This window comes from Exiguobacterium sp. s95 (assembly GCF_018618655.1).
GTDB lineage: Bacteria > Bacillota > Bacilli > Exiguobacteriales > Exiguobacteriaceae > Exiguobacterium_A > Exiguobacterium_A oxidotolerans.
In genome coordinates this window covers 69243-85590 of sequence record NZ_JACSMM010000004.1, presented here as the reverse complement: position 1 = coordinate 85590, position 16348 = coordinate 69243, and the positions used below count along the sequence as shown (strand labels likewise).

The following is a 16348-nucleotide window of genomic DNA, read 5'->3' as shown; positions in this document are numbered from 1 at the left end:
TTAAGCTCCCCCTAAGAAGGGCGACATGTAACGCGAATATTTTGAAGCGCATGCCGGCTTGAATCGCTTCCGTAGCGAAAAGCGACGTGGACGCTCGCCGCTCGGAGACGAGACAAGGCGGAGACGCGCGGCAGACTACAAGCTAGTCGATTTCAAGCACACCCCTATCCCGGCTCTCAAACGGCGGGGCGCAAAACGTTCTTTTCTTACTTTATTTTTTGTTCATAGACTTAACGATTGCTTTGCTTCCTAACTTGTATCACACTATGAAACATACGAAACTTTTTAAAGGAGCGAATGAGATGGAAACAATCACGAACAAAGCTAGTCTTTCTTTAATTGCCATACCGAGCGGAGGGAACGAAGCGCTATTTTGTCGTCTATATTCTCCGGCAAGTACAGGTCCCGCTCCGTTAATCGTCCTCTTCCACGGGTTTCCCGGGAAACAATTGAACATGGACTGGGCGGTCCGTCTCCAAGAAATCGGCTACCATGTCCTCGTGACCTCTTACCGCGGCAGCATCGGCAGCCCGGGTGCGTTCCGTTTTCGTCATGTCCTGGAAGATGCGACAGCGATCATGGAGCACGTCGCTTCTCCGACCTTTATAGAACAGCATGATGTGCTCGGCGACCAAATTACGATTGTCGGTCACAGCATGGGTGGATTTGCTGGTCTACACGCGTTTGCTGCTGTTCCGCACATCAAACACTACATCGGAATTTCTCCGTTCAACTTCGGTCTAATCGGTCAACTGATCCTCGACTACCCGGAACACGAGGACGCCTTACGCGGTGTTCTCAGCCGCGGTGCGTCTTTCCTTACAGCGACTGACGGTGACACGTTACTCGAGGAGTTAAAAGCTAACCATGCGAGTTGGAACCTTCTTGCGCTCAAGGAAGAACTAAAGAACCGCTCGGCATTGCTCGTCACATCTGAACGGGATGAAACATCCGTCAAAGCGCTCCACCACGACCTCCTTCAAAACGCCGGTTATTTCGAAGAACTGGTCGTCGACAGTGATCACAACTACATCGAAAATCGGGAAGACGCTTTTGTCGCGTGGACGAAGTGGCTCGAGCAACAATGAATAAAACCGGAATCCTCTTAAGACGTCGAGGATTCCGGTTTTATTTGTACTTTTGTTTTAGGACGTAGGCGCATCCGGTAAAGAATCAATGTGATAAATGTCAGTGTCGAAGCCGCGTACCAGATTGTCGTAAACAACGTTCCCGTATCTGTCCCGATGAAGAGACCATGGAGCGTCATCAACCCCCAAGCCGGTAAGACAAGCCAGTGCGTTAATTTCCATAAGATTTTTCCGAGCGTCTCTTTTAGGAAGTCCGACGTGATCAGGACAAAACCGAAGAGATAAAGACTGATTGTCCCAAAGGCATTCCACAGTGGTTCGTAAGAAGCGTTGCCCGGTATCAAAATCTCGAGGATGGATAGCGGTGCATACGTATCCACGACAATCAACGTCGCGTGGAGGACAATCGCGAGCAGTCCGGCCCATCCGCCATAGAGGTGGACGTTATGAAGTCGTGCTTTTTGTTTTCGGAGATTCGGAAACGAGCCTAGTAATCCAGCTAATACGGATAATGTCATCAAAAAGTGACCCGCTAGCCCACTGAGACGAATCATCGTCCAGGTCGAAAACATCCATTTCAACCAGTCCATAGTGCACATCCTCCTTTCTTCTCAGATATGATTTCACCTGACGCGTCGAGTAACAATAATCGTCCATTCGGAAACCATCTGAATAACTTCTCTTGCCGTTCCTGTTCTGTCATCTGAAAAGCAAGTTTCGTCATTACTTCTGCTTCATACAGCTGTGGAGCAGAAGCCGTCACTTGAATGAGCGGTGTCTCAATCGGTCGCCCCGTTTTACCGTCAAGTAAGTGATGATTCATCCGTTCGCCGACATGCCAGGAGCGATAAATTCGATTCGAGGTTGCGATTGCCCCTTGTCGAAGGCTGATTTCCGCGATTTCTTCGTCTGTATGCGGATGTGTAATGCCAATCTTCCATGGTGTTTCGTCCGACCAGACGACGACATCACCGCCAGCTTCAATCAATCCGCGTCGTCGTTCTTTCCGAAGCCGTTGCGCCACCATCATTGCGGCTGCGCCTTTCCCGATTCCACCTAAGTCAATTGCCCCTCCACCGACACGTGTCACTTCAAGCCCTTCGAGAATAAAGGGTGTAATCTCTGGGGGACCAACCCGTTCCGACTCAGTCGCATAGTGAAACGGAAAGGAATCCCGGTATCCGTTTGCCTGTTGTTGTTCAAGAAGAAACGGAGAAAAATAGTGATCCGTCTGTTCAAAATAACGAATCGAACGCTTTAGTAACCGAGCGAGTGGTAACGAAATCGATAAGGTTTCACCGATTCGAAGGCGATTCAACCGATTCACTTCACTCGCTTCAGCAAACCGTGACCACTCTCGATCAACGTAGCTGAAAAATCGTTCAATCTCCTGCCATTCTTCTTCAGGAATCTGATTTTCCGTCACGAATCGAATCGTATTATGCATCGAATAGAGTTGTCGTTCCATCACTTGACCTCCTATTTCGAGTGACTCGAGCGTCCGTCGCTATTTCCGCTCGGCTGGCTGAATCCGGAAGAATCCTCTCCTGACCATCCCTCATCATCATCATAATATCCGCCATCATCGTCTGACTCCTCGTCACCATAAGAATCCCCTTGCGTCGGTTGACTCGGGAAATTCGTTTCATTCGAATACGTATCCCCTGTACTGACCGGTGTCGTCGATTGTCCATCTGAGCTGACACTTAATTGACCAATCGCTAGACCGATAAACACCGTACTACTTAAACCGACCATCCATTTTGCAAACGGCTTTGGTTTCATCTTCCTTCATCCTCTCTCGTTTGTTGTTATCTTTACTGTAGCGCTAAAAACTGATAACTAGCTGACGGCAACTATGGGATAATAAGAAAAAATGAACGCGGGGGGAAAATTCATGCGTGTATTGATTGCAGAAGACGATCAGCGGCTCGCAAAAATGCTTCGACTCCATCTCGAACGTGCCGGCTACCAAGTCGATGTCGCACACGATGGTGTCGATGCACTCAATCAATGCCAGACATTTCGTTACGATTTGCTTGTTCTCGATTGGATGATGCCTCATAAAAGTGGGGTTGAGGTCGCAGCTGAACTTAGAAAAAATCGTTTTGAAGGTGGTATTTTAATGTTGACGGCACGTGATACAGAAATCGACCTCGTCCATGGTCTCGATAGTGGTGCCGACGACTATCTCGTCAAACCGTTTCAATCGAATGAATTGCTTGCCCGTCTCCGCGCATTAAGTCGTCGACAAAAAAAGGCCTTCGTCGATACGGTATCTTTTCAAGGACTTGAACTCGATGTTTCATCGCAAATGATTTCCTATAATCATCATCCACTTGAATTGACACGTCGTGAATTTGAATTTCTATCACTCTTATTACGTCGACCGGAACAAGTGATGGGTCGCGAACTGATCATCGAAGTCGTCTGGGGAATTGGTGCCGACGTTACGGACAACGCTCTCGATGCCTTGGTCCGTCTCGTCCGCAAAAAATTAGAGGCGGTTGGCGCTCCACCACTCATCAAGACCGTCCGCGGTTTCGGGTATCGTCTTGGTGACCACCATGCTTGAAGTGATCCGAAAACGGCTGACCCTTTTATTCAGTGGGACCTTCTTACTGTTATTAATCCTCATACTCGTTGGCGTCTATTTTACGACGGCACGGTTACTCGACCAGACAGAGCTCAATCAATTAAAAAACATCTCGAACCGTGACGTCTTCGAACGAATCGAACATGGTGAAGATCGCTTGACACCTAATCCGATTTATTTTCAAGTGCTGGACGAAACGGGTGAAGAACAGTATTCGAGTCTTCCGGATGATTTAACGGAAGAGACCGTTCAGCGTTTCGTATCCTCTGCTCAAGAAACTGAAAAAGTGACTGTCGAGGATTACCATTTTTTATTGTACAAACGCGACACGAACGAAGGCTCCATCGTTCTTTTAAAAGAAACGTCCGCTACACGCGATACACTCCAACGTTTAATCGCTGTCTTATCTGGAATCGCCGTCTTATCGACGTTGATTTTGATGGGACTCAGTTATGTTCTCGCCGGTCGAGCCGTCCAGCCCGTCCAACAAGCTTTCGACCGGCAACGTCGCTTCACGTCGGACGCCTCCCATGAACTGCGCACACCGCTGACGATTTTATATAGCGGAATCGAATTGCTTGAAGCTGAACCGCTCAGTCGTGAGGGACAGACGATTCTCGACGATTTGAAAGCCGAGACGACTTCGATGCAATTACTCGTCGCGGACTTGCTGTTGCTTGCCCGCGGGGGTCAATCCATGACCCTGCAATCCGTTGATTTCAGTACGCTCGTCTCAAAGACCGCTGAACGGTTCGCCCATACATTATCCAACCGGACACTGCGAATCGAGATTGAACCGAACCTCTTAATTAAAGGGGACGCTAACCAATTGACGCGCTTATTAATGGTCTTTCTAGAAAATGCTTCCGTCTACAGTGACGGACCAATCAAGGTCCGCTTGTCAAAAGCCCCTGGCGAAGTTCAGCTGACAATCGCTGATGAGGGGATCGGTATCGCGAAAAGTGATCAGGCAAAAATCTTCGAACGCTTCTATCGCGGGGACCACGCTCGCCACGGAACAGGGACCGGTCTCGGCCTCGCAATCGCTAGCTCGATTGCTGATGCCCATAACGCGAGCATCGAGGTCGACTCCAGTCCAAACGAAGGAACACGGTTTACGATTCATTTCCCTCATTAAATAAAGCCGTCAGCTAACTATCAGGTAGCAGGGGTAAAGTAATGAATAGTCATACACTCATTACTTAAGGAGGATTTATCATGCTATTCGGTGTTCCGCTCCACCCCTTACTCGTCCATGCTCCAATCGGTCTGTTACTGTTCGCTACACTACTATTATTCTTTAGTTTAAAATGGGTTCAATTGAAATTGTTTGCTCTGATTACCCTATTCACCGGTCTCCTCGCAGGGGTCGCTGCGTATCTATCCGGAGATGAGACAAAAGACTATGCCCGTTCGACGTTCAATGCGACACGGGCTGCGATTGAAGATCATGAACACTTTGCGCTTTACAGTCTGATTGCTTTCGGTATTTCCTTTGTATTGTTGATTTTCAATTATCGATTAAATAAAAAAATGCTTCTTATCTTCAGTCTAATCGTCGCTGTGATTGGTAGTGGATTACTTGCTTATGCCGGTCATCTCGGCGGACAGATGGTCTATAAATAACACAGACCAGTAAAGCGTCTCTTCAACGATAAAAAATCCCGTTTCCGATGAATGGAAACGGGATTTTTCTGTAGATTGATTTGTTTACTTCCGGTGTGTCCGTCCTGGGCGACGATTATTCGACCGGCGTGTATTGCCACGGCCTTCCGTTGTCGGCTTTTTCGTGCCTTTACTTTGGTCATGCTGTGCCCGAATCATTTCATCTGACAATTCGACGACGATTGGTGTAACTTCGACCCCAAGTTCGCGTTCCATGTCACGGAAACTCCGACCGTCTTTCGGTGTGACGATCGAAATCGCGACGCCGTCGTTCCCGGCACGTCCCGTCCGCCCAATCCGGTGGACATAGCTTTCTGCATCGTCCGGCAAGTCATAGTTGAAGACGTGTGTGACACCTGTGACATCCAGTCCGCGTGACGCAACATCGGTCGCAATCAAGAATGGTGTTTTCCCTTGATAGAACTTCGACATCGCCTTTTCACGTTTTCCTTGCGTCAATCCACCGTGTAACTCGTCCGTCGGATACCCTTGCATTTGCAATTCTTCGTTTAATTTCGTTACGCGACGTTGCGTCCGACAGAAAATGATTGCGGCATACGGGCGCATTTCGTCGAGCATCGTCCGAAGTGTCGCTTGCTTACGACGATCCGTCGTTTCGACGACGAATTGTTCAATCGCATCGACCGTTACTTTTTCAGCTTCGACTTGAATTTCAATCGGGTCACGAAGGTACGTTTTCGCGAGTTGCTCGACTTTTGGTGGCATCGTCGCAGATAACATGACGAATTGACGATCGACCGGTGCTGCTGCGATGATATCTTCGATTTCCGGTAAGAAACCAATTTGAAGCATCTGATCGGCTTCATCTAAGACGAGTGTCTTCAGCGCGCTCAAATCGAGTGTTCCCCGTCCGACATGGTCTAAAATTCGTCCAGGTGTCCCGATGATGATTTGCGGCATCCGTCCGAGACGTTGGATTTGTTTAAAGACATCTTGTCCGCCGTATACAGCAAGTGCCCGAATGTCTTCCATATTCCGAATCAACTTATGTGTTTCGTCGGCAATCTGACGCGCAAGTTCACGTGTCGGTGCGACGATCAATGCTTGAACCGTTTTACTCTCTAAATCGATTTGCTCGAGAATCGGTAACAAGAAGGCAAGTGTCTTCCCTGTACCTGTTTGTGCTTTTCCTATTAAATCACGTCCCGCAAGCAAATGCGGAATAGCTTGTTCTTGAATCGGTGTCGGTTGTTTGATGCCTTGCTTTTGTAGTTTTTTTATCCACAATTCTTGAATGTTTAATGTTTCGAATGTTGACATAGTATCCTCCTAAAAATTATCCACAGAAAAAAGCTGTGGATAACCTGCTTCGCATAGACAAAAACAGTTATCCACAGCCGTGCTTTTACTAGTATACACAATTTACGCGTTTGTTGCTTCCTGTTTTAGCTTTCGATCGAGTACAAACGTACCAAACGGAATGAAGGATGCGATAAAGGCGATACCTGCTTTGACAAACGACCAGCGGTATTTAAATTTAACGACGACAAGCCATAACGCATACATGACAAACAACACACCGTGCATGGCTCCAACGACCGAGACCGCCTCAGGAATTCCTGCCATATATTTTAACGGCATCGCAATCAGCAACAATACTAAAAATGAAATTCCCTCTACAATCGCAATTAACCGAAATTGACCTAACGTAGTTCTTAACATCCCGTCACTCCTTTTCGTGATTCTTTCTTTTAGTATACGGGACGTCGACGTCTCTGTGACCCGTGTCACAGGATTGTCAGATTTCGAGTGGACGAAGACGTGCTTCAATCTGCTCACGTTGTGGTTCTAAAAATGGTGGTAGTGCGAGTGTCTCGCCTAACTCCTCAATCGATTCATCTGTCGCAAATCCCGGTGTATCCGTCGAAAGCTCGAATAAAATATGATTCGGTTCCCGGAAGTACAAGGCTTGAAAGTAATGGCGATCAACTTTTCCGGAGTTCGGAAGACGGTAGTGGTTTAAACGCTCGACCCATAGATCATATTCCGCACTGTTCGGTACGCGGAACGCGACATGGTGGACACCGCCGCGACCAAGACGTTCTCGATCGAGATCCGGTCGCGCTTCGAGGTGGACTTCGGCTCCGATTCCTCCTTGACCCGTTGCATACACTTCAATATCCGCAAACTCACCCGCAAGCGACGGATAACTGCCGATTTTTTTAAAACCGAGGACTTCCGTCAAAACGAGCGCTGTTGGTCCCGGGTCGTTAACGGTCAATGTCACGGCACCTAAGCCGACGATTGCATGTTCTGCTGGAATCTCGTCGTGTTTCCAAGGTACGCCACCCGGGACGCCTTGTTCCCCATCTTCTGCGACGAGAATCAAACGTGTCCCTTCTTGGTCACGAAAGGCAAGCGTTTGTCGCCCTGCCCGTTCGATGATTGAATCATGATCAATCTCTTTTTGCTCAAATCGCTGTGCCCAAAACTTGAGTGCTGCCGTTGTCTTAACGCGAAGTGATGTTGAAGAAATACTCGATGCACCAGGTACACCTGTTCCGAGATGCGGAATGTCGAAGAACGTCAGATCAGTCCCCGGATTTCCTTCCGCGTCCCCATAAAATAAATGATACGACGTCGTGTCGTCTTGGTTCACTGTTTTCTTAATTAAGCGCATTCCAAGGACTTGCGTGTAAAATTGATAGTTCCGTTCCGCCATCCCGGTCAAAATTGAAACATGATGAATACCGAGTAATTCCATCTTTGCCACTCCCTTTTGAATTTGATTATATGCAAAGCATAGCGCACAGATATCTTAAATTCAAGATATTAAGACAATAAAAAAACCGCTCTTCCGAAGAAGAGCGATTGAATAGTTGAAATTAAAGTTTTACGACGTTAGCAGCTTGTGCTCCACGTGCGCCTTCAGTGATTTCGAATTCAACTTCTTGACCTTCGTCAAGTGATTTGAAACCTTCACCAGTGATTGCTGAGAAATGTACGAATACGTCTTCTCCGCCTTCAACTTCGATGAAACCGAAACCTTTTTCTGCGTTAAACCATTTTACTTTACCTGTGTTCATGGGAACAACCTCCAAAAATAAATTACTTAATACATATGACGATGCATATGAAAGAAATTCATTATTGTCCCGAAATACATGGAGCGACGAAAAGATTGTTCGTGACGCAATGTGAATCAGTAGTGACAATAACAATATTAAGCTAACGTCAGTATAGTATGGATGCGCTTTAAAAGTCAAGTTGTCTGACCAATATTTTTTCCAATTGATTCCACTTTTCAAAAGAAAAACAGACCTGGTTTCCCAGATCTGTTTTGTTCTTAACGGTGGATCCAGACAGCTCCAGCAGAGTTATCTTTCGCTTCACCGATGACTTGAATTTTAAGACCATTGTTCGGAAGAAGTTTCCCTGCATCCGGGATCAATTGGTTGATATACGATTTAGAATCATCGAATTTCGTTACACCTGAGAGACCTTTGTAGTCGTAAAGACCACGTGTTGGTGAATCGATCAACCAAGAAGGTGCTTTATCGTAGCTGAATGCAGCATCCGCAACTTGGTAACGTGTGCTACTTGATACGACTGGCTTGCCTTTAAGCGTACCGACGATTGCTTCAGGGTGTGAATCGACGACACCGAGGAATCCTTCACCCGGGTGAACACCGACCCAGTTATCTGTGAAGCTAGAATCTGCGTACCAAACGACGAGACCTGTGTTGTATTTCACGCCACGCGCATGCTCAAGTGCTTTATCTGAGCCTGCGTAGTTACGCCATTCGAGGTAGTACGCATTGTCAGCATAGCTGAAGCCGTCAGACGCGATGAACCCGTCGAGTTTAAACTTCGGTGTACCTTCTGCATCATCTTCGAAGACGACTTTACCGTCGACTGTCAATTTCGCGTTATCAAGTGCGAAACCGTCGAGTGCAAGACCAGCATCACCTGTGTAATCAAATTTAAGCGTTACTTTTTTGCCTGCAAATTCGCTGAGGTCGTATGATTTATCGACCCATGCACCTTTTGAAGACTCAGCACGTTGATCACCATCAGTATCTTCGTCACCGATGACGTCGATGACTTTTTCTACTCCACCAGCTGTTGCTGTAACTGTCAAGAAGTCATAATCGAACTCGACATCAAAGTACGCTTTGTAATCAAATTTAGCAGCTTTAGCAGCTGTCAAATCGAATTCTGGTGACGTCATTGACGTATGAAGATCGTTTCCTTTTGTGCTGTAATAGTATTTTTTACCGAACGCCGGTGCAATTCCTTTGACCGGTTTTTTCGGTAAGTCTACTTTGATGATTCCTGGGTTTTTCGATTTTGTAACACTTTGATCGATATAAGAAGCAGTTCCTGCTTTTGATAACGAATCAAAATCGATTGTCTCGATATTCGCCCAGTTTCCACCCATCACGTTTTGGAAGAATTCTTTATTTTGTGGTGAGAAACTTGTTGGTTCTGTTCCGGCAACTTTCCCGTTCCAGCTACCGCCACTCATGATTGACCATGATGCGACCGGCTCGCCTTGACCTGTGTACTGTGTATCGTACTCATCTGGAAGACCTAAGTCATGACCGAATTCGTGTGCGAAAACACCGACCGCGCCGTCTTCAGGTTGAACCGTGTAATCGTAGGCAGCCATTTTACCGCCCCAATAGTTTACTTTCGCTACCGAGTCAGCAACAGGATATACGTTGCCGAGTGTCCAACGGTGTGACCAGATTGCGTCATCTCCGAGCGTTCCGCCCCCAGCTTCTTGTCCTGTTCCTGCATGGATGATCATCAAGTGATCGACGAGGCCGTCCGGCTCGTTCAAGTCGCCGTCTCCATCCATATCGTATTGGTCGAATTGATCGTACTCTGCTAAGTTGATGCCTGATTTTACTGCAGCATTTAACGAATCTTTAACGAGACCACGTGGACCCTTAGCGCCTGGAAGGTTATCGTTTCCGCCCGCTGGATTATCCGAACCGTAGTCTTTGGCTGTACCTGGAACTGTTAACCAGTTCGAGACCTTACCATCAACCGTGTAGCTTCCGCCTGACTGTTCTTCATAATACTGTTTAAATGTCTTGACCTTGTCTCCGTTAAAGAGTTCGAACTCTTTATTACCAAACATTAAATCTTGATAATGCTTTTGGTTGAAGTCATTCGAATACATGTATCCATCTTCTTGCACAACATTGTTATGCTTAAAGTCACTGTACTCAACGAGTAGAACAAGGACTTTATCTGTCCGTGTATCACCGTTGTATTTTGCTTGTTTAGCTTTGTCGACTTTGACAAACCCATCTTTTTTACCTTTTTTATAATTATCGTGCTTCTTGTTCAACTGTTTTGCGAGTTGATCTTTTTGTTTCGTCAAAAAGTCTTTTGTTTTTTGATCGAATTCTTTCGCTTTTTCTGACTCATGTTCAGCTGCTGGTTTACCGTTCGACTTTTTATCCAAATACTTTTGGACAGCCTTTTGTTTCTCAGCTGCAGATGATGCTTTTGAGACGACCCCACGATCCTGCAATACTTTTAAGAGACGTTCCTGATCGACTGTGTTCAAGTCCATCGGCGCTCCTACTGCTGCTTTTTCAGCAGCATCAACAGATTTTACCTTCCCACCAGGTAAAACCGGACTAACTGCGAATGCAGCTGCCGTGATTCCAGATAAAACGGCTAAGCTAAGCTGTTTCTTTTTCCCCACGTGAACTTACCCCCTATGTAGTAGTGAAAAGCACACTTTTAATATACTTTTCTGAATATTCAAATCATATGTTATTTTAGTTCGTTAATCAATTAGTTTTTGTATAATTAGGACTTTATAACTATACCTATTTTTGGAATTTAGTTTAATATTCTTACATCGTGCCGATATTAATAAGATAGACCATTATATAGTACTAGAAAAATTCTTTGCTGCACGCTTGGATTAAGAAGAGGAGGAATTCCATGCAACCTTTAAAACGTTTTGAGCGACAAGTCTTAACGAACTATTTAATCGGCTCATTCGTTGCCGTTTTCGGTGTCGGCAGTTTGTTCATCTTCGAAACACTGACCTTCAGTCCACAAGAGCGGATACTCTTGCTTGGTATCATGGCAGGATCTGTCACCCTGATGTTCAGCTTGGAATACACAATCTATCGCCGACACGTTCGGTCCCTTTACATAGTATTTCAATCAAAACAGCCCACTGCTGACGAATTGACAATTGCTTTTCAGACGACGCATCGCTTCCCGGTTTTGACGATGCAACGTATTCTCGGTCCACACTTTCTCGGATTATCACTTCCTTCTTCTACCTTGACAGCTTTCGCCATATACCGTGGTTGGCTCGACATGCCCTACTATTTGATTGGTCTCGCTTGTTTCGGGGCGATTCTCGTCGCGATTCTTCATGCTCTGATTGAATTTTTCCTCACTTACCGGGTCACGGAACCGATGTTGCTCGAGTTGACGAAACGATCTCAGGCGGCAGGTTACGGCGACATCGTCTTAAAGAAACAACATATGGTCAGCTTGCGCCAAAAAATGTTGATTAGTACACTCGTCATCGGTGTATTTCCAATCTTACTGTTCGTCCTCGCTTCTGCCGTTCAGTTAACGGAAAACGAAAGTCTTCAGTCTTATTGGAGTTGGGCGACGTTAATTTTGATTGTCATCCTCTGCCTTGCGACATTTTGCAGTCTTCTACTATATGAAAACATTAAAAAACCGATTCTTGCTTTGCAAGAAGGGGTTGCTCAAATCGAGTCGGGTCAATTGAATACGATTTCCAATCCCTACTCCGATGAATTCGCACACTTGATTGGCGGATTTAATTTGATGGTTGAAGGAATCGAAGGACGCGATTTAGAAAATGAACGCCTTTTAAATAGTTTATTTACGTTGTTTGCCGCGACTTTAGATGCTCGCGATCCTTATACGGCAGGGCATTCTTTACGTGTAGCGGAATATTCCGTTGAAATCGCCCGTGCCGCTGACTTACCTGATGAACAAATCGAGTTATTACGAAAATCTGCTCTTCTTCACGATATCGGTAAAATCGGTATCCGAGATGCCGTTCTTTTGAAGGAAGGACGGTTAACGGAAGAAGAATTCGATGAAATCAAACGCCATCCGGTAATCGGTGTCCATATTTTATCGCAAGTTGATTTACCAGAGACGTTACAACCGATTCTTCCCGGGGTAAAGTACCATCACGAGCGTTATGATGGCAAAGGCTATCCGGAAGGCTTGACCGGTGACGCGATTCCGCTTTTCGGACGAATCATGGCAATTGCCGACGCCTATGATGCCATGACTTCCGATCGCCCCTATCGAAAGGGGATGCCCGCCGAACGAGCATTGTCGATTCTTGAAGAAGGAAGCGGCACACAGTGGGACGCAACTTTTACTAAACTCTTCTTAGACTTAAAACGACGGAACTTGACTACTGCTTCTTGATTTCTGACGAAAGGAGTCTCAAATGCATCCTAAAATTGTTGAACGTCACGAGCTTTATGTAATCGGACTCAGCATGACGTGCGAAGAAAATGAACTCCATACATTGATGCCTGAACTATGGCGTGAATTTTCACGTCGGGCGCATGAAATTCAGGCAGTCATACCGGACAGTTTTCCATTAGATGTTTCGCTTGCCCATCGCGGAACGACCTATACGCAATGCGTCGGCTTACCTGTCTCTTCACTCGAACGGGTTCCTAAGGGAATGAAAGGATACCATCTTCCTCCCGCTCGCTATGTCTTTTGGAGACATGAAGGACCAGACATCGAAATTTGGAAGTCGTTTGAAAAAATTCAACGTTTTGCACACAAACAAGGGATTGAACTTGATCCGCTTGATTTTAAAATCGATGAGACACGCGAAGGCACGCATCACTTATATCAACGAATTCTCTAAGGACTACTCAAATGAGTAGTCTTTTCCGCGTGTAGACAAACTCTAGCGTGAACTTACGATATCGAGACGGATTGTGCTCTAAACCGTCTGCATGCCCGGCTTTCCCTCCTGGTATTACCTACAAAGCGTCACGTTTCGTTGACTGCTACGGGAAAAGACGCTTTATCTACCGATAGTTCGTTGTCTACAATTTGAGGACTACTCACAGAATTTAAGGCCAGAAAGCCCGTTTCTTCAATGATAGGAGTGCTAGAAGAGTATTTCTTCACTCGATTTGTCTCAATGACTAAATTGTTCAGTACGGGTACTAAATACCTATTTTCAGAAAATTCTATTTAATCCGAATGCCTTATTCTCGTTCTCTATTTTGTTTGGCATAGTTAGACTCAACCCAAACAAGGAGGCGATTTATTTTGAAAAAGTTTCTCGCTACATCGCTTGTCGCAAGTGTACTTGTCGTTCCTACAGTCGTAGGCGCAGAAGGTCTTCAATCTGGCAAGTTGACGAAAGCATCGTCCGAGCCAGCTGCATCAATCGTTAAAGAGTATGTCGAAGGTAAAGGTGACTTCTCTGTACAAGATGTTCAAAAAGACGGATCATCTCACATCGTACGTCTCCAACAAGAAGTGGATGGCGTCCCGGTCTTCGGTAGTGTCGTCGTCGGTAACGTTGCGAAAGACGGTACTTTAAAAGCAATCGTCAATGATGCAGTCAAAGTCAAAGGGAAACCAGGTCTTGATAAGAAAATTGCAATCTCTGAAAAGAAAGCTTTAAAGTTGTATAAAAAATCAATCAAAGCAACAGAATTCGAAGTGGCTCCAACGAGTGAACTCGTTGTCTATCCAGTCAAAGACGATGCTGTCTATGCTTATAAAATCACATCGACTGTCTTAGCTGGCGACGAGCCGTCACGCTGGACATACTTCATCGATGCAAACTCTGGTAAGGTCATCAACAAATATGACCAACTGGCACATGCGAAACCAGTTACGACAATCACCGGAACAACGACAGTCGGTTCAGGTACGACGGTTCTTGGAACAAGTGCTACATTCAACACAACGAAGAGTGGTTCTTACTACTACCTTCAAGATTCAACACGCGGTAAAGGCATCTCGACGTACGATGCAAAAAACCGGACATCACTTCCAGGATCACTTTGGGCGGATGCCGACAACGTTCTCAATGCTACTTACGACCGTGCCGCTGTCAGCGCACAAGTCAATGCAGTGAAAACATATGACTTCTACAAAAACACATATGGCCGCAACAGTTACGATAATGCGGGTGCAGCACTCAATTCAACGGTTCACTATTCTTCACGCTACAACAATGCGTTCTGGGATGGATCAAAAATGGTCTACGGTGACGGAGACGGTTCGACATTCACATATCTTTCTGGCGCACTTGATGTAGTCGCTCACGAATTGACGCACGCTGTCACTGAATACACAGCAGGACTCGTTTACCAAAACGAATCGGGTGCGATCAATGAGGCTGTTTCGGATATCATGGGAACAGTTGCAGAGTACTCAGTCGGATCAAACTTCGACTGGCTCGTCGGTGAAGACATCTACACACCAGGTGTAAGTGGCGATGCTCTTCGTTCAATGTCTAACCCTGCCGCTTACGGAGATCCAGACCACTACTCAAAACGTTACACAGGTACGGCTGATAACGGTGGTGTCCACACGAACTCTGGTATCGTCAACAAAGCCGCTTACCTCTTAGGTAACGGTGGTACACATTACGGTGTCACTGTACCAGGCGTCGGCGTACCGAAACTTGGTGCCATCTACTACCGTGCCCTTAACGTCTACTTGACTCCGACTTCGAACTTCAGCTACCTCCGCGCAGCAGTCGTTCAATCGGCAAAAGACCTTTACGGTTCTTCAAGTGCTGAAGCAGCCGCTGCAGCAAAATCATTTGATGCAGTTGGCGTCTACTAAGAAAACCTCCTCCCAAGGATTTTCTCTTTCCTCTCGAGTCGATGACTCGGGAGGTTTTTATTGTGGAACCAACGCAAAAAAGCACGTTCACTCGACGGAATGAACGTGCTTCAGACTTTAGATAAAATGAAAGACAGGACTGTGCATCTTTGTGAGATGACGATCCTGTCTTTTTTGTCGTTGCGTTCAAATCCAACTCGCCATGTCCGGCTCTTGATTAGAGAAACTGACTAGCTCCAGTCTCAATCGATTCATTTCCCAAGATCACGTGCGAGACGCAAGCGCGTCGAACCGTTATCCGGGAATGCCTTGAGCTGTAATTTCTCACCCTCGTACCATGTGCCGTAATCCGTCTTTACGACCGGATCACCAAGTGCTGTTAAACCTGACGCTGAGACATTCATCCAGTCAATTGCTTCGACTACTCCATCTGATACGACGAGCAAGTACCCGGCGTTCGAGAAATGGTACGTATTGACGGCATCTTTTTGTATGTTGCCGAGCTTGCCATACTTCGCCTCAAACGTTTCAAGCGGTTTCCCGAGGTATTGTTCCGGCTTGTCAATCGGCTGATTCGCGACGACTTGTCCGAGTGTCGAAAGGAGTTCCTCATCTTTTAGACCAGACGGAGCCTCCATCTGAACATCTGTCTCCGGGATGTAGCCTTCGACCGCATCACTTAACTTCAGATGTACCATGCCGTCTTTTGCGTCGAGGACTTCATAAACATCCCCTAAGTCCGCCTTATAGATGACACTGGTCCGATTTGCATCTTGATAGACATCTGCAAACGGTCGTTTGATCCATGCCGCTGAACTAATCTCAGGTACTACTTCTTTTTTCGATTTCTTCGGCTCTTTTTTCTTCTCTTGATCGGCCGAATCTTTTTCTTTATCCTTTGATGTTTCTTTGGCAGAAGCATCTGTTTTTGGTGTTTCGACCGTCGATGTCGCTTGCGAAGGATCGTTATGCGCGACCATATAGCCCCATCCGCCGACGATCAAAGCCGTCGCCAAAAGGCCACCGAACGCAATCCCACGCCGGTTGCGCTTTTGTTTTCGACGCATGTGACGCGATTGCCGTGCCTGATCGTGCTCTTGTTCCTGTTGACTCATATTTGGTTCCTCCTGAATTGACCGAGTGATGTTTTATTCACTATACCATCTAA

Annotated in this window: 16 protein-coding genes; 7 read left to right on the top strand and 9 right to left on the bottom strand. The window is 46.3% G+C overall.

The genetic code is table 11. The annotated features are described in order from the left end of the window. Positions 1–302 precede the first annotated feature (302 nt). Positions 303–1088 carry an alpha/beta hydrolase family protein gene (locus KNP99_RS09160; protein WP_214805299.1) on the top strand — a complete coding sequence of 262 codons (786 nt, stop codon included), beginning with the start codon at positions 303–305 and terminating at the stop codon, positions 1086–1088. 17 nt (positions 1089–1105) lie between these two features. On the opposite strand, the gene KNP99_RS09155 is transcribed toward KNP99_RS09160, so the two are convergent. The 3 genes from KNP99_RS09155 to KNP99_RS09145 are packed head-to-tail and all read right to left on the bottom strand — an operon-like array spanning position 1106 to position 2873. Then, positions 1106–1678: a ferric reductase-like transmembrane domain-containing protein gene (locus KNP99_RS09155; protein WP_214845930.1), complete on the bottom strand. Its 573-nt coding sequence runs from the start codon at positions 1676–1678 to the stop codon at positions 1106–1108. Then, entirely contained in the window at positions 1666–2556 is an 891-nt protein-coding gene (locus KNP99_RS09150) for an FAD:protein FMN transferase (protein WP_214770174.1), read from the bottom strand. The genes KNP99_RS09155 and KNP99_RS09150 overlap by 13 nt, the downstream gene beginning before the upstream one ends. Positions 2557–2567: 11 nt before the next feature. Continuing rightward, positions 2568–2873 (bottom strand): hypothetical protein, encoded by a 306-nt coding sequence (locus KNP99_RS09145; RefSeq protein ID WP_214770178.1) that lies wholly within the window; start codon positions 2871–2873, stop codon positions 2568–2570. Between the two features lie 112 nt (positions 2874–2985). Here KNP99_RS09145 and KNP99_RS09140 point away from each other — a divergent pair, with 112 nt between their 5' ends. The 3 genes from KNP99_RS09140 to KNP99_RS09130 all read left to right on the top strand — a co-directional run bounded on the left by KNP99_RS09140 (position 2986) and on the right by KNP99_RS09130 (position 5310). Next, positions 2986–3663 (top strand): response regulator transcription factor, encoded by a 678-nt coding sequence (locus KNP99_RS09140; protein ID WP_088838197.1) that lies wholly within the window; start codon positions 2986–2988, stop codon positions 3661–3663. Then, complete coding sequence (locus tag KNP99_RS09135; RefSeq protein WP_215193188.1) at positions 3656–4822, top strand: sensor histidine kinase; 1167 nt, start codon at positions 3656–3658, stop codon at positions 4820–4822. Before KNP99_RS09140 ends, KNP99_RS09135 begins: the two co-directional genes overlap by 8 nt. Positions 4823–4902: 80 nt before the next feature. Then, on the top strand, positions 4903–5310 hold the full coding sequence (locus KNP99_RS09130) for a DUF2231 domain-containing protein (RefSeq protein WP_215193187.1): 408 nt from the start codon (positions 4903–4905) through the stop codon (positions 5308–5310). Positions 5311–5394: 84 nt separating this feature from the next. Here the strand turns inward: KNP99_RS09130 and KNP99_RS09125 are convergent, their stop codons facing one another. The 5 genes from KNP99_RS09125 to KNP99_RS09105 all read right to left on the bottom strand — a co-directional run bounded on the left by KNP99_RS09125 (position 5395) and on the right by KNP99_RS09105 (position 11035). Beyond that, positions 5395–6630, bottom strand: a complete 1236-nt coding sequence (locus tag KNP99_RS09125; protein WP_088838200.1) for a DEAD/DEAH box helicase — start codon at positions 6628–6630, stop codon at positions 5395–5397. Between the two features lie 102 nt (positions 6631–6732). Beyond that, positions 6733–7032 carry a DUF3817 domain-containing protein gene (locus KNP99_RS09120; RefSeq protein WP_088838201.1) on the bottom strand — a complete coding sequence of 100 codons (300 nt, stop codon included), beginning with the start codon at positions 7030–7032 and terminating at the stop codon, positions 6733–6735. Positions 7033–7108: 76 nt separating this feature from the next. Then, the gene (locus KNP99_RS09115; protein WP_088838202.1) at positions 7109–8074 is read right to left on the bottom strand and encodes a ring-cleaving dioxygenase; all 966 of its coding nucleotides are present in this window, start codon (positions 8072–8074) and stop codon (positions 7109–7111) included. 121 nt (positions 8075–8195) lie between these two features. After that, positions 8196–8396: a cold-shock protein gene (locus KNP99_RS09110; protein ID WP_012371797.1), complete on the bottom strand. Its 201-nt coding sequence runs from the start codon at positions 8394–8396 to the stop codon at positions 8196–8198. A 260-nt stretch (positions 8397–8656) separates the two neighbouring features. Continuing rightward, a complete protein-coding gene (locus KNP99_RS09105; protein WP_215193186.1) occupies positions 8657–11035 on the bottom strand; it encodes an immune inhibitor A domain-containing protein in 2379 nt (792 codons plus the stop codon). Positions 11036–11280: 245 nt separating this feature from the next. Between KNP99_RS09105 and KNP99_RS09100 the strand changes: the two genes are divergently transcribed. The 3 genes from KNP99_RS09100 (at position 11281) to KNP99_RS09090 (ending at position 15180) form a co-directional block, all read left to right on the top strand. After that, positions 11281–12774, top strand: a complete 1494-nt coding sequence (locus KNP99_RS09100; RefSeq protein WP_088838204.1) for an HD-GYP domain-containing protein — start codon at positions 11281–11283, stop codon at positions 12772–12774. A 22-nt stretch (positions 12775–12796) separates the two neighbouring features. After that, entirely contained in the window at positions 12797–13231 is a 435-nt protein-coding gene (locus KNP99_RS09095; protein WP_214766344.1) for a GyrI-like domain-containing protein, read from the top strand. Between the two features lie 413 nt (positions 13232–13644). After that, positions 13645–15180, top strand: a complete 1536-nt coding sequence (locus KNP99_RS09090; protein ID WP_214766342.1) for a M4 family metallopeptidase — start codon at positions 13645–13647, stop codon at positions 15178–15180. A 251-nt stretch (positions 15181–15431) separates the two neighbouring features. Here KNP99_RS09090 and KNP99_RS09085 read toward each other — a convergent pair whose 3' ends face one another. Next, positions 15432–16295, bottom strand: a complete 864-nt coding sequence (locus KNP99_RS09085) for a hypothetical protein (RefSeq protein WP_214802296.1) — start codon at positions 16293–16295, stop codon at positions 15432–15434. Between the last annotated feature and the right edge of the window lie 53 nt (positions 16296–16348).

Coding starts and splice junctions, on each gene's coding strand:
- KNP99_RS09160 (WP_214805299.1), top strand. CDS start 303: ATGGAAACAATCACGAACAAAGCTAGTCTTTCTTTAATTGCCATACCG.
- KNP99_RS09155 (WP_214845930.1), bottom strand. CDS start 1,678: ATGGACTGGTTGAAATGGATGTTTTCGACCTGGACGATGATTCGTCTC.
- KNP99_RS09150 (WP_214770174.1), bottom strand. CDS start 2,556: ATGGAACGACAACTCTATTCGATGCATAATACGATTCGATTCGTGACG.
- KNP99_RS09145 (WP_214770178.1), bottom strand. CDS start 2,873: ATGAAACCAAAGCCGTTTGCAAAATGGATGGTCGGTTTAAGTAGTACG.
- KNP99_RS09140 (WP_088838197.1), top strand. CDS start 2,986: ATGCGTGTATTGATTGCAGAAGACGATCAGCGGCTCGCAAAAATGCTT.
- KNP99_RS09135 (WP_215193188.1), top strand. CDS start 3,656: ATGCTTGAAGTGATCCGAAAACGGCTGACCCTTTTATTCAGTGGGACC.
- KNP99_RS09130 (WP_215193187.1), top strand. CDS start 4,903: ATGCTATTCGGTGTTCCGCTCCACCCCTTACTCGTCCATGCTCCAATC.
- KNP99_RS09125 (WP_088838200.1), bottom strand. CDS start 6,630: ATGTCAACATTCGAAACATTAAACATTCAAGAATTGTGGATAAAAAAA.
- KNP99_RS09120 (WP_088838201.1), bottom strand. CDS start 7,032: ATGTTAAGAACTACGTTAGGTCAATTTCGGTTAATTGCGATTGTAGAG.
- KNP99_RS09115 (WP_088838202.1), bottom strand. CDS start 8,074: ATGGAATTACTCGGTATTCATCATGTTTCAATTTTGACCGGGATGGCG.
- KNP99_RS09110 (WP_012371797.1), bottom strand. CDS start 8,396: ATGAACACAGGTAAAGTAAAATGGTTTAACGCAGAAAAAGGTTTCGGT.
- KNP99_RS09100 (WP_088838204.1), top strand. CDS start 11,281: ATGCAACCTTTAAAACGTTTTGAGCGACAAGTCTTAACGAACTATTTA.
- KNP99_RS09095 (WP_214766344.1), top strand. CDS start 12,797: ATGCATCCTAAAATTGTTGAACGTCACGAGCTTTATGTAATCGGACTC.
- KNP99_RS09085 (WP_214802296.1), bottom strand. CDS start 16,295: ATGAGTCAACAGGAACAAGAGCACGATCAGGCACGGCAATCGCGTCAC.